The 13,020-nt window shown below is 59.4% G+C and carries 12 protein-coding genes; 7 read left to right on the forward strand and 5 right to left on the reverse strand.

Features of this window, described 5'->3' with window-relative positions:
• Positions 1–90: 90 nt before the first annotated feature.
• From HDE72_RS14000 to HDE72_RS14015, 4 genes are all read left to right on the forward strand, one after another.
• On the forward strand, positions 91–957 hold the full coding sequence (locus HDE72_RS14000) for an MBL fold metallo-hydrolase (protein ID WP_183741845.1): 867 nt from the start codon (positions 91–93) through the stop codon (positions 955–957).
• Positions 958–998: 41 nt separating this feature from the next.
• Positions 999–1,655 (forward strand): DsbA family protein, encoded by a 657-nt coding sequence (locus HDE72_RS14005; protein ID WP_183741853.1) that lies wholly within the window; start codon positions 999–1,001, stop codon positions 1,653–1,655.
• 105 nt (positions 1,656–1,760) lie between these two features.
• Entirely contained in the window at positions 1,761–3,224 is a 1,464-nt protein-coding gene (locus tag HDE72_RS14010) for a catalase (protein WP_183741855.1), read from the forward strand.
• A 218-nt stretch (positions 3,225–3,442) separates the two neighbouring features.
• On the forward strand, positions 3,443–3,811 hold the full coding sequence (locus HDE72_RS14015; RefSeq protein ID WP_183741857.1) for a hypothetical protein: 369 nt from the start codon (positions 3,443–3,445) through the stop codon (positions 3,809–3,811).
• 45 nt (positions 3,812–3,856) lie between these two features.
• Here HDE72_RS14015 and HDE72_RS14020 read toward each other — a convergent pair whose 3' ends face one another.
• The 4 genes from HDE72_RS14020 to HDE72_RS14035 all read right to left on the reverse strand — a co-directional run bounded on the left by HDE72_RS14020 (position 3,857) and on the right by HDE72_RS14035 (position 10,509).
• Positions 3,857–7,435 (reverse strand): ABC transporter permease/M1 family aminopeptidase, encoded by a 3,579-nt coding sequence (locus tag HDE72_RS14020; RefSeq protein ID WP_183741859.1) that lies wholly within the window; start codon positions 7,433–7,435, stop codon positions 3,857–3,859.
• 9 nt (positions 7,436–7,444) lie between these two features.
• Positions 7,445–8,338 carry an ABC transporter ATP-binding protein gene (locus HDE72_RS14025; protein ID WP_183741861.1) on the reverse strand — a complete coding sequence of 298 codons (894 nt, stop codon included), beginning with the start codon at positions 8,336–8,338 and terminating at the stop codon, positions 7,445–7,447.
• Between the two features lie 181 nt (positions 8,339–8,519).
• Positions 8,520–9,716, reverse strand: a complete 1,197-nt coding sequence (locus HDE72_RS14030; RefSeq protein WP_183741863.1) for an ABC transporter permease — start codon at positions 9,714–9,716, stop codon at positions 8,520–8,522.
• 4 nt (positions 9,717–9,720) lie between these two features.
• Positions 9,721–10,509 (reverse strand): ATP-binding cassette domain-containing protein, encoded by a 789-nt coding sequence (locus HDE72_RS14035; RefSeq protein WP_183741874.1) that lies wholly within the window; start codon positions 10,507–10,509, stop codon positions 9,721–9,723.
• Between the two features lie 153 nt (positions 10,510–10,662).
• Here HDE72_RS14035 and HDE72_RS14040 point away from each other — a divergent pair, with 153 nt between their 5' ends.
• Entirely contained in the window at positions 10,663–11,094 is a 432-nt protein-coding gene (locus tag HDE72_RS14040; protein WP_183741876.1) for a hypothetical protein, read from the forward strand.
• An 87-nt stretch (positions 11,095–11,181) separates the two neighbouring features.
• Positions 11,182–11,826, forward strand: a complete 645-nt coding sequence (gene coq7 / locus HDE72_RS14045; RefSeq protein WP_183741878.1) for a 2-polyprenyl-3-methyl-6-methoxy-1,4-benzoquinone monooxygenase — start codon at positions 11,182–11,184, stop codon at positions 11,824–11,826.
• 115 nt (positions 11,827–11,941) lie between these two features.
• On the opposite strand, the gene HDE72_RS14050 is transcribed toward coq7, so the two are convergent.
• On the reverse strand, positions 11,942–12,364 hold the full coding sequence (locus tag HDE72_RS14050; protein ID WP_183741880.1) for an OsmC family protein: 423 nt from the start codon (positions 12,362–12,364) through the stop codon (positions 11,942–11,944).
• Between the two features lie 225 nt (positions 12,365–12,589).
• Here HDE72_RS14050 and rplM point away from each other — a divergent pair, with 225 nt between their 5' ends.
• A complete protein-coding gene (gene rplM, locus HDE72_RS14055) occupies positions 12,590–13,018 on the forward strand; it encodes a 50S ribosomal protein L13 (RefSeq protein ID WP_010393282.1) in 429 nt (142 codons plus the stop codon).
• Positions 13,019–13,020 lie beyond the last annotated feature (2 nt).

Consider the following 13,020-nt stretch of genomic DNA (forward strand, 5'->3'; position numbering starts at 1 on the left):
CATGCAATTAACCATTGCGGATAAGCCAGTTTTTCGTTCGGTTTGAGCAACGTAAGATGTGCTCATTCCATTATTCGCAAAGGCAAGACCATGAAAACTTTCTTCTCGACCATCCTGCTGGGTAGCGCCGCTTTCGCCGTGCAAGCCAGTGCTGCCACTGCTGCGCCCTTGACCCTGGACGTTTTCAACCCCGGCGAGGCAGCCATCTTCCCGGTCGCCTCCGTACTGGTCAGCGGCCAGCACGACGCCGTGCTGATCGATGCGCAGTTTTCGCGCGGCGAAGCGGAAAAGCTGGTGCAAAAGATCCGGGCCAGCGGCAAGAAGCTGACCACCGTCTACATCAGCCACAGCGATCCTGACTATTACTTTGGTCTCGACGTGATCAAGGCCGCTTTCCCGCAGGCAAAGATCGTCGCCACCGCCGACACCGTGGCCGAGATCAAGCGCAAGGCGCAGGCCAAGCTGGCCTACTGGGGGCCTATTCTGAAAGGCAATGCGCCGCAAGCCATCGTGATTCCACAAGCCTTGACGGGCAAGCGCATCACGCTCGAAGGCCAGTCGCTGAACATCAGCGGCCCGACGCCGTCGCGCAGCTATGTGTGGATACCGTCGATCAAGGCGGTGGTCGGTGGCGTGGTGCTGTTCAACAATCTGCACGTGTGGACGGCCGATACGCAAACCCTGCAATCGCGCCAGGACTGGCTCAAGACCCTGGACGGCATCGCCGCGCTGAAACCCGTGACGGTGGTGCCTGGCCATTTCAAGCCCGGCTCGCCATTCACGCCGGACAGCATCGCCTTTACCCGCGACTATCTGGTGACGTTTGAAGCGGAAACGGCCAAGGCCGCCAATGCGGCCGCCCTGATTGCAGCCATGAAACAGCATTATCCAAACCTGGGGCTCGATAGCGGACTCGATATCAGCGCCAAGGTCGCCAAGGGCGAGATGCAGTGGTAAGCAGACGTTTTTTACATACGCAAGGATTCAAGGATAAACCCATGGCCACATTGCATTACATTTTCGATCCCCTGTGCGGCTGGTGTTACGCCGCCGCGCCGCTGGTGGCGGCGGCGCGCGCCGTGCCCGGCCTGACGGTGAGCTTCCATGGCGGTGGCATGATGACGGGCGGCAATCGCCGCCGGATGACGCCTGAGTGGCGCAACTATGTCTTGCCGCACGACCGCCGTATCGGCCAACTGACGGGCCAGCCGTTTGGCGATGCTTATATGAATGGCTTGCTGAACGACACTACCGCCATGATGGATTCCGAACCGCCGACCACCGCCATCCTGGCGGCCGAAGCGCTGGCGGGCAAGGGACACGATATGTTGCACCGTCTGCAGAGCGCCCACTATGTCGATGGCTTGCGCATCGCCGACCGTGCTGTGCTGGTGACGCTGGCGCAGGAACTGGGTCTGGATGGGGCTGCGTTCGACACGCAATACGGCTTGCTGGCCGGTGCGCCCACCGCCAGCCATATCGCCGCCAGCCGTGCCTTGCTGGCCAAGGCGGGCGGCCAGGGTTTTCCTACTTTTGTACTCGACGATGGCAACGGTGGGCTGGGGCAGATCGATGTGGGCGCTTATCTGGGGCAGGCCGGCAAATGGACCGCGATGCTGGGCCAGACATGTGACGCGGATAGTTGTTCATTGTAAATACCTATCGAATCAATAAAATCAATTATCTTTTCCTTTTTTGTGCGGCTCGGTACACTGAACCCATCAGCTAAACAGTGACAACACAACCAAGGAAAAGCCGCCATGAGCAAACAGCCGCCACTCACTACCGCCTCGGGCATTCCCGTCGCCGATAATCAAAATTCGATCAGCGCCGGCTCCCGCGGGCCCTTGCTGCTGCAAGACTTTCATTTGATCGAAAAACTCCAGCATTTCAACCGCGAGCGTATTCCTGAACGCGTGGTGCACGCCAAGGGTTCGGGCGCTTACGGCACTTTTACCGTCACGCATGATATTTCCGGCTTGACCAAGGCCAGGCTGTTTTCCGAAGTGGGCAAAAAAACCGCCACCTTCGTGCGTTTTTCTACCGTTGGCGGCGAACGCGGCAGCGCCGATACGGAACGTGATCCACGCGGCTTTGCCATGCGCTTCTACACGGAAGAGGGCAACTGGGATTTGGTGGGCAATAACACGCCGATGTTCTTCATCAAGGACCCGATCAAGTTCCCGGACTTTGTCCACACGCAAAAGCGCGATCCGCAAAGCAATCTGAAATCGGCTGAAATGATGTTTGATTTCTGGAGCCATGCGCCGGAAAGCTTGCACCAGGTCACCATGCTGTTCTCGGACCGCGGCACGCCGGACGGCTACCGCCACATGGATGGCTTCGGCAGCCACACGTATAGCCTGATCAATGCCGACGGCCAGCGCGTGTACGTCAAATGGCATTTGAAAACCCGCCAGGGCATCAAGAACCTCAGCGCGGCAGAAGCAGGCCGCCTGGCCGGCGCCGACCCCGATTACGCCCAGCGCGACTTGTTCGGCGCCATCGAACGCGGTGATTTCCCGCAATGGGAAGTCAAACTGCAAGTGGCCACCGAAGAGCAGTTGGCGGCATGGGAAGCGCGCACGGGCTGGAATCCGTTTGACTTGACCAAGATCTGGCCGCACAAGGATTTCCCCCTGCAGCCGGTGGGCGTGTTCGAGCTGAACCGTAATCCGGACAATTACCACGCAGAAGTGGAGCAGGCCGCGTTTTCGCCCGCCAACGCCGTGCCGGGCATGGGTTACTCGCCGGACAAAATGTTGCAAGGCCGCTTGTTTGGCTACCATGACGCCCAGTTGTACAGGGTCGGCACCAATCACCAGCACTTGCCGGTGAATGCAGCCCGCTGCCCCTTCCACAACCAGCAGCGCGATGGCAGCATGGCGATCCACAATGGCGGCGCGGCGCAAAACTATGCCAACGTGGCGGCGTCCGGCAGTGCCCCGCAAGGCCTGGGCAATGGTGAACCGGCGCTGGAACTGCATGGCGGCGCGGCGCGCTACGATGGCCGTGGCGTGGAAGACGATTACACGCAAGCCGGTAATCTGTTCCGTTTGCTGACGCCACAAGGCAAGCAAAACCTGTTCGACAATCTGGCCGGTCCATTGAGCCAGGTGCGGGCAGAAACCTTGCAGCGTCAATTGGGCCACTTCGACAAGGCCGACCCGGCCTACGGCGCCGGCGTGCGGGCAGCGTTGAAGGCACGCGGCATCGATAGTTAAGCAGGCAATGAAAGGGCAGTCATGAACGCACTATTTATCTGGTCCTTGCTCTCTTTTGAGATCTGAAGGGGGTAACTGAGCAAGGTGAACCGAGTAGGCTAATCGGCATGAAATATTGCCCTGTGGACATATTTGTCTGGCATGCGTAGACTTGTCGTTTTGATGATGGCGCCGCCAAACCAGGCGGCGCCGTAACTAGAAAGTCTTGCAACATGAATATGGCCAAGTTGATAGTGCATGGCGATGACGCCACCTTGACATCCATCCTCGAAGTCTTGCCCAGCGACCCGGAACGCCAGTGGCGCAAAGGCGATCCGAAGCCGGGTGGGCGCGTGTATCTCGATTCCGGCTTTGAAGTGCTGGTGGCGCAGGTGAGTGCAGCGCAAGTCTTGCCTTCGCGCCTGCGCAGCTACCTGGCTGAGTGCGCGTCGCGCGGTGTCAGTTTCGATGCCCCACGGATCGTGGCTGAACTGCAACTGGAACTGCGTGCTGACGAAAATCAGGAAGCGCTCGATTTCTCGCTGGCTGATTTGCAAGTGCTGACGGAAATGGGTATCAGCCTGTCCATCCTGACACGCACTGCCTGAATGGCCGCCACAGCATTGTGGCGGCCATTTTTACTGCTGTGATGATTATTTGTCGCTGACCTCGACGGCGATCATATTGTCGTCGGGCTTGCGGTCGATCAGCTTGTTATCGGGGTCGATGCCCGCCTTGCCTGGTCTGCCGCTCACCACCACCGTATAGCTGTTCTGCTTGGCTGTGATCAGCTTGCGTTCGCGTAACAAGGAATTACCATCCTTGTCGTCCACGCCGATCTCGATCAGGTCGTGCAGCGGCACTTCCTGTTCTTCTCCCTGTTCGCCCGCATGCAGCTTGCCTGCCTGCACATTGATGGTGACGTCGTACTTGCCGTCGGCCCGCTTGTGCGCCGTGGCCGACAGTGCCCGGTTATCGAACAGCACGATTTTCTCGAACAGGTCGTCGATCAGATAGGCCTGGTCCGGTGGCGTGACCTTGCGCAAGCCGTCGATCAGCGCCGTCACGCTGGCGTAGGGCGGACCTTTCTGGCCGTAGTTCAGCAGCAAGTCGCGCAGCACGCCATTGATCTTGTCTTCGCCGACTATATCCTGCAGCAAGTACATGGCCAGGCTGCCCTTGTTGTAATGGATGTAGTCCTGGTTTTCATTTTCGGCCAGCGGCAATTCCTTCTTGCGCTCGCCGCTGCGGCCCATCAGGTACTGGCTCAGGTCGTAGCGCAGGAAGCGCCGCATCTTGTCCGGACCGAAGGTTTTCTTCATCACCATCAGCGCCGAATATTCGGCCAGGGTTTCGCTGAGCACGGTCGCGCCCCGCGTATTGCCACCCACCAATTGATGCGCCCACCACTGGTGCGCCACTTCATGCGCCGTCACGTAAAACGGGTAGTCGAGATCCTTGGGATTCTTGTCGTCGACCTTGGCGATAAAGCCCATTCCTTCCGAGAAAGGAATCGTGTTGGCAAACGATTGCGCAAAGCTGGCGTAGCGGGGGAACTCGACGATGCGCAAGACCTTGTATTGATAAGGGCCAAAGTTTTTCGTGTAGTACTCAAGCGCATCCTTGCTGCCGCGGATAAAGCGGTCCAGATTGTATTCGTGGCCCGGCTGGTAATACACGTCGATGGCCACGTCTTGCCAGCGTTCGTGCCGCACGGCATAGCGGGCCGACTGGATGGAATAGAAATTGAGCATGGGCTGGTCCATCGTGTAATGGAAGTAATGGCGGCCCCTGGCGATCCAGTCCTTGTCCAGCATGCCCGGCGCGATGGCCGTCTGCCCATCGACCGTGCTGACGGTAGCGTCAAAACGGATGCGGTCGGCATCGTTGGCGATGTAATTGTTGGCCAGGCCGCGCGGATCGTTGCGTGGCAAGGCCCGTTCCTGCGCCGGCAAGCCATGTTTCTTGCGGTCGCGCGCATCCCTCAGCTCCAGCTGAGGCTGGTAGCCGATATGCGGCAGCACGGCATTCGTGAAGAAAGTGCCATTGCCTACCACCGGCGTGTCCTGGCCCAGTCCCAGTATGCCGCGCGGCGCATAATCGATCTCGAAATCCAGGCCCAGGGTGGCGCCAGGCGCCAGCGGCGCGGCCAGGCGGTAGCTGTAAAAGCCCAGCCGTTTGTCGTCCAGGTCCGGGTGCACGCGCGTATCGAAGCGCAGGCGCATGCTGGCGGTCGGATCTTGCTGTACCAGAATCTGGCTGATGGGCGCGCTGGTCTTGTTTTCCAGCAGGTAGCGGCCCTTGACGGCCAGGCTGCGCTGATCCGGGTAGATGGCCACGTCCAGCTTGACGTCGGTGATGCGCGGCTGTGGCGTGGTGGCAAATTTCTTGTATTGCTGTTCGAAGCTGGCCCGGTCCGTATCGAGGGCGTAGTCCGATTTGTAATCGTTGGCCACATGGAAGGTGTAAAACAGCACGCCGCCGGCGCCCAGGAAGATCACCAGGCCGGCCGCGAAACTGGCCAGCACTGCTTGCGTCAGCGCATGGCGCGCCAAACGCAGGCGGATGCGCCAGCTGTCTTGCGCGCCACGCGGCCAGAACAGCAGGGCCAGCACGGTCAGCATGATGGCCGCGCCGCTCCAGTAGAGCAAGTACCAGCGCTCGCGCAGCAGGTAGTGGCCAGCGCCGTTCATGGCGGAATAGATGAAGCCAGGCGTGTTGCCATATAAGAGCAAGGGGTCGTCCAGGCCCAGCGACGAGAAAGTGATGCTGGCGATGTAGTACAGAATCATCGCAAAATAGGCCAGGTATTTCTGGTTGAACAGCACCTGCACGAAAATGGCCAGCACGGCCGTCAGTGCATAGGATGGCAAATACGTCAGCAATAGCGACTGCAGGTACAGGCCAGCTTGCAGATGGTAGTAGCCGTTGACGACCTGGATCGACATGCCGCACAGCATGATTGCCAGGCTCAGCAAGGCTTGCAGGCCGATCAGGGCCAGCAGTTTCGACAGCAAGGGTAGCCAGTTGGGCACGGGCAGGGCGTCGAGCATCAGATGGATGCTGCCCTCGCGCTCGCGCCACACCAGTTCGCCCGCATAAAAGGTGGTGATGACCAGCATGAACAAGGTGAACGAGTTATGCACCAGTTCCAGCACCGCTTCCGTCACGGGATAGGTATTCGTGCCATACATGGAGCCGATGTCGAGCGCGCCCGCATACATGGTCAGCACGCCGGCCAGCACGATGACGACAAAATAAATGTTCTTGATGGTTTCGCGCAAGTTCAGCCAGCTCATCTGGAGCAGCAAGCCGGCCAGGCTGCGTTGCGCGAAGTCCGGCGTTTCATGCGTGGCCAGCGAGGCATTCGACAGGCGCAGCGGCACTTCGCCTTCACCGTGGCGCTTGGCCGCGCCGCTGTCGAGGGCGGCATGGAAGTGAAAACGCCAGTAGCCCAGCAGCAGCGCCACCAGCGCGAAACCGAACCAGATGGCGCGGTTCAGCAGGTACACGCCGTCGAGCGTGATCAGCCGCGTGTTGCGTTCTGCATTGGGCCAGTATTCCGTCAGCCGTATCAGCGCCGTGGTGCCAAACGGGTCGATCAGGGCGGCCAGGGTCTTGAAATCGAGGTCGCGCGCCAGCGATGGCGCCACCAGGTAGCCGATCAGCATGACTACCGAGCTGATGTAGACAGGCAGCATGCGCCGCGTCAGCGCCGCGATGATGAAAAAGATGGCGCCGAAGATGAACAGATTGGGCAGCAGGGTGAAGACATAGGGCAGCAGATAGGCTTGCACGCGCTGCGGCCCCAGCCGCTCGGGATCGATGCCGGGCAGGTAGCTGCCCAGCCATGCGCCCAGCACGATACTGGAAAATATGATGGCCAGCACGGCATACGCGCCCAGGAAGCGGCCGAACACGTATTGATATTTCTTGAGCGGCGCACTGAAGAAGAAGTGCTGCATGCCGTATTCAAAGTCTTGCTGTACCGAACGGCCCATCATGGCGGCGACCACCACCACGCCAAAGCAGCCCAGCACGCTGCAGGTGAAGGCCAGCGAGCGGGGCGCGTTGATCAGGAACTTGCCGCCGAACGAGATCGTGGCTTCCTTGAAAACGCCGCCGGCGGTGGCCATCCACAGCATGGCCAGCGCCAGGAACATGAGGAAATACACCCAGGTGGACAAGAGCTTGAGCCGTTGGCGCGCTTCAAAGCTGGCGATGGCAAACATGGCAGCTCCTTAATCGCACACCGGGTCGACGTGGTGGCGCCCCGTGATGGTGGCGAAATACAAGTCTTCCAGGTCGCCGATGGCTTCCTCGAAACCGTCGCCCGGATCGTCGTCGCTATATACGTGGATCAGGGTGCGCCCCGACAGCAGCCGGGTGGAAATGACGGCGTGGCGCTGCTGGAAGCTGGCCAGCTCTTTCTTGTCGACGAAGCGTGCCCAGATCTTGCAGCTGACGTCATCGATCAAGTCTTGCGTTTTGCCGCACAGCAGCAGCTTGCCCTTGTTGATGATGGCCATATTGGCGCACAGGTCGGCCACGTCGGACACGATATGGGTCGACAGTATCACCGTCTTCTCTTCGCCGATGTCGGACAGCAGATTGTGGAAGCGCACGCGTTCCTGCGGATCCAGGCCAGCCGTCGGTTCATCGACGATGATCAGTTTCGGGTCGCCCAGCAAGGCTTGCGCGATGCCAAAACGCTGGCGCATGCCGCCCGAAAAGCCGCCCAGGCGCTGGTGGCGCACATCGAACAGATTGGTTTGCTGCAGCAGGCCGTCGACCACTTCGCGGCGGCGCGCGCGGTTCGACAAGCCTTTCAGGTTGGCAAAGTGGTCCAGCAGCTCATACGCCGTCACTTTCGGATACAGGCCAAAGTCTTGCGGCAGATAGCCCAGCATGCGGCGTACCTCGTCCTTGTCGTCGAGGACATCGTAATCGCCAAAAAAGACCGAGCCGGAATCGCATTCCTGCAAGGTGGCCAGGGTGCGCATCAGGGTCGACTTGCCGGCGCCGTTCGGGCCCAGCAAGCCGAACATGCCCGGCGGGATCGTCAGCGAAATGTTATCCAGCGCCACCACACCGTTGGCGTAGGTCTTGGATAATTTGCGGATCTGTAATTCCATACAACTCCTTACTCATGCTGTGTTGCAGCCCGGCGCCAGAGGGCTGGCGCGGGGCTATCGTATGGTGGCATTGTATTGAATTTAAGACGTACTGGGCAGTTGCATGCGATGTACGGTATTTTCGCGGGCCCAGAGTGCAATGGGCGGGGGCGGACGGCGCGCGTCCGCTCCCCAGTTGGCCTTAATTTCTGAACAGGACCGACTCGCGCTTGAACCACCAGCTGCACAGCAGCAGCAGGGCGCCGGCAATCACCGTGGTCGAGGCCAGGATGACGCCGAACATGCGGTAATCCATGGTGCCCTTGACCAATTCCTTCATGGCCAGCGAAACATTGGTGAGCGGCACCATCGACCACATCCAGTTCAGCTCCACGCCGGGCAGCATGGCCAGCACCGTTGGCAAGATGATCAGCATCATCAGTGGCGTGATCATGCCGGCCGCTTCCTTGTAGCTTTTCGCATAGATCGAGATCGACAGCAGCAGCGAGGCGAAGATGGCGGCCGTCGGCACCAGCATCAGGGTCACCATGGCCAGGTCCGGCAAGCCGATGCTGCGCACCAGCAAGGCCAGATTGCCTTCCAGCGAGTTGCCGAAGTACAGCAGCAAGCCCGCCATGCTGCCCACCATCAGGACGGCCGAGGTCATGCCGACCGTGAACAGCACCAGGAATTTGGCCAGCACGATGGCGCCGCGCGGCACCGGGGCCAGCAACAGGGTTTCCAGAGTGCCACGTTCCTTTTCGCCGGCGCCCAGGTCAATGGCCGGGTACATGGCGGCCGTCAGGCACACCATCAGCAGCAGATAGGGCAGGATGCCGCCGACGATGGCGCCCATCTGTTCGCGCTGGTTGGCCGTCGATTGCTTGTCGAGCACGATGGGGTTGAGGGCAAACGCCAGTTGATCGGCGTTCAGGCCCAAGGCTGATAACGCCGTCGAGCGCAGGCTGGTGTTGTAGGCGTCGACGATGTCGCGCACGCGCTGCTGCGTGACATCGACCGTGCTGGCGCTGTTGTAATGCAGGGTGATGCGCGCTTGCTGCTGCTGTTGCAGGGCAGTATCGAAGCTGGGCGGGATCACCACGGCGAACTTGATGCGCTCGTCTGAAATCGCCTGGCGGATCTCGCTTTCACTGGCCAGGCTCACTTCATGCAGATTGCCTTGCTGTGCAAAGCGCGCGCTCAAGCCTGGCGAATGTTCCTTGCCGAACACGGCATAGCTCATGTCCGCCAGCTTGGCGTTCTTGAACATATTGCTTGAGACATAAGCAAAACCGCCAAAGATCAAGGGCATGGCGAAGATCGGGATCAAGATCGTGAAAATCAGGGTCTTGCGGTCACGCGTCAGTTCCAGCAATTCTTTCAGGTAAATCGTCCACATGCGCTCATGCTCCCTGGTTAATGACACCGACAAAGGCGTCGTACAGATCGTGGCTGCCACCCAGATGGCGCAATTCATCGACCGTGCCATTGAAGGCGGTGGTGCCGCGGTTGATGATGCAGACGCGGTCGCACAGTTTTTCCACTTCGTGCAAGTGGTGGGTGGAAAAGATCAGCGGCACGCGCAGCGCCTTGTAGCTGGCGATGAAATCGAGCAAGATTTTGGACGACATCACATCGAGGCCGGTGGTCGGCTCATCGAGGATAACCACTTGCGGTGCATGCACGACGGTGCGGGCGATCGCGCATTTCTGCTTCATGCCTGTCGATAACTGGTCGGCGCGCTTGTCGCCATATTCTTCCATTTGCAGCAGCGCGAACAATTCATCACAGCGCTGTTTCAGCAGCTCGGCGGGCATGCCGTGCAGGCGGCCGAAATATTCGACATTCTCGCGCGCCGTCAGGCGGCCGTACAATCCCGTCGAGCCCGACAGGAAGCCGATGCTCTGGCGCGCCACCAGCGGTTGCTGCAGCACGTCGACGCCATTGACGAAGGCGCTGCCTGCATCGGCTTGCAAGGCGGTCGACAGCAGGCGCAAGGTGGTGGTTTTACCGGCCCCGTTAGGGCCAAGCAAGCCCAGCACTTCGCCGGGAGCACAGCTGAAACTGACGTCGCGCACGGCATGGAACCAGCCTTCGTGCTCGCGTGGATCGCGTGTCTGCGGCGCTTTGCCCTTGTTCTCCTTCTTGGGTGGCATGCGAAAACGTTTTGCCAGGTGCTTGACCTCTATCATAGGATGTGTCCATGTTGTCGGGGAGAACAGAGTAGCATGTAAAAAATGTAACTTGCAAGGTGGAAATATCGAAAAGCTTATTGAAAAAGTCAGCGTCTTCATGCAAGCTCGCTCACGGAGCGTTGCCAGCTGGCGCATAAGGAGGGCGGAATAATGAATAGCATCGATCAGGCCACGCAAGACAAAGTGCTGGCCGTGGCGCGCGCCGGCATGACCAGCGCGGAAGCCATCGGCTTCTTGCGTGTCAGCCTGGGACTGTATTACCTGGCCGGCCTGATGCGGCAGGAAGAGATTGATTTCAAGCAGGTCGACGCCCGCTACAACCGCTTTATTTATCACAGCCTCGGTGGCGGCCACAGCATTGCCAGCGTGCTGCAGTTCATGAGCGGCGAGAAAGTCTTGCGCGTGCTGCAATCGGAGCGCTTCCTGGCTGCGTTTGCCGAACACTGCCCCGACATTCCCATCGACAGTATTTCCTTTTTGATTTCGCTGAACCTGGGCGTGGCCAAAAGCCTGTCCGGGCTCGACGCCGTCGGTCCCGTGGTGGACTGGATCGAGCAGGAAAAAGCGCGCACAGCTCAATAAAGCCCCAGTCACCCTGTCGCTGGCGTAGCGACGACTGGCCTTGATCGTCCTATAATTCATGTTTTCCCACACATGAGCATAGCAACGATGACTGCGAAGCCTTACTTTCACCCCCTGGATCGTTTGATTGTTGGCGCCGACAAGGCCCTGCGCGTGATGGCTGGCGTCGCTTCAGCCTCGCGCCCCACGCCTGCCGCGCAAGCGCCCGACGCCACCCTGAGCGCCGCCGAGCAGCGCCATAGCGCCGGACTGATGCGCGTTAACCATGTCGGTGAAGTGTGTGCGCAAGCGCTGTACAACTCGCAAGCGCGTTATGCGCACAGCCCGGCGATTCGCGCCCAGTTCGATGAAGCGGGCAGGGAAGAGGAAGATCATCTGGCCTGGACGGCGCAGCGGCTGACAGAACTGGGTTCGCGCCTGAGCCTGCTAAACCCGCTGTGGTATGCCGGCTCCTTCGCCTTGGGCACCCTGGCCGCGCGCATGGGCGACGGCCGCAGCCTGGGTTTCGTGGTGGAAACAGAGCGCCAGGTGGAAGCCCATCTGGCCAGCCACCTGGAAGAATTGCCGCCGCAAGACGCCAAATCGCGCGCCATCGTGCGTCAGATGCAGATCGATGAGGTGGAGCACGGCGCCGCTGCGCAGCGCTTGGGCGCCATCGATACGCCTGCGCCGGTCAAGGCCTTGATGGGCCTGATGGGCAAGGTAATGACCAAAACCGCGTATTACATTTAAAAAGCACCTGAGAAAAAGTTCATGGCTGCGTTGCAATGCCTCGCCGTACTATTCGTACTGTCTTCGGCAATGCGCCTTGCCCTGAACATTTTTCAGGCGCTTTGAAAAAAGCAGCTTACTCCTCGATGATTTCAAAGGAATGTGTAATCTCTGCTGTCTTGGCCAGCATGATAGAAGCCGAGCAATATTTGTCATGTGACAAGGCCACGGCCCGCTCCACGGCGGTCTGCTTCAGGGCTTTGCCGCGCACGGTGAAGTGGAAGTGGATCTTGGTAAACACTTTCGGATCGGTGTCGGCGCGCTCGGCCTTGAGGGTCACTTCGCAGCCTTTGATGTCTTCGCGGCCCCGTTTCAGGATCAGCACCACGTCATAGGCGGTGCAGCCGCCGGTGCCGAGCAGCACCATTTCCATGGGGCGCGGCGCCAGGTTGTGGCCGCCGCCATCGGGCGCGCCATCCATGCTCACCAGATGGCCGGAGCCGGTCTCAGCCCGAAAACTCATGCCCGACGGGCCATTCCAGCTAACTTTGCATTCCATCGTACTCTCCGAAGTTATAAGCGTTTGGTATTGTAATAGAGGAAGGCCGCTCCATGTGCGGCCCGCCAAGCCGCGACAGCTCAGCGTTTTGGCTTGACGCGGCACAGCAAAGCCGCTTATACTTGTCGGCTTTCCGTTCGCTCAGGAAAAGTAAATAAGGCAGAGTCCGCACAGTTTGACCGTGTGGAACCACCATTTGAGCGTGTAATCTATTAGGAAGTCAACATGAAAACATTTTCCGCTAAAGGACATGAAGTCCAGCGCGATTGGTTCGTGGTTGACGCGACGGACAAAGTCCTCGGACGTGTTGCCAGCGAAGTGGCACTCCGACTGCGCGGCAAACACAAACCAGAATTTACTCCTCACGTCGATACCGGCGACTTTATCGTCGTCATCAACGCAGGCAAACTGCGCGTGACCGGTACCAAAGCTACCGAGAAAATTTACTACCGTCACTCTGGCTATCCAGGCGGCATCTACGAAACCAACTTCCAGAAAATGCAACAGCGTTTTCCAGGTCGCGCGCTTGAGAAAGCGGTCAAGGGCATGTTGCCTAAAGGCCCACTCGGCTACGCAATGATCAAGAAGCTGAAAGTGTACGCGGAAGGTTCCCATCCGCACGCTGCTCAGCAACCTAAAGCACTTGTTCTCTAAGG

It is taken from the genome of Janthinobacterium saanense (assembly GCF_014200675.1).
Lineage (GTDB): Bacteria > Pseudomonadota > Gammaproteobacteria > Burkholderiales > Burkholderiaceae_D > Janthinobacterium.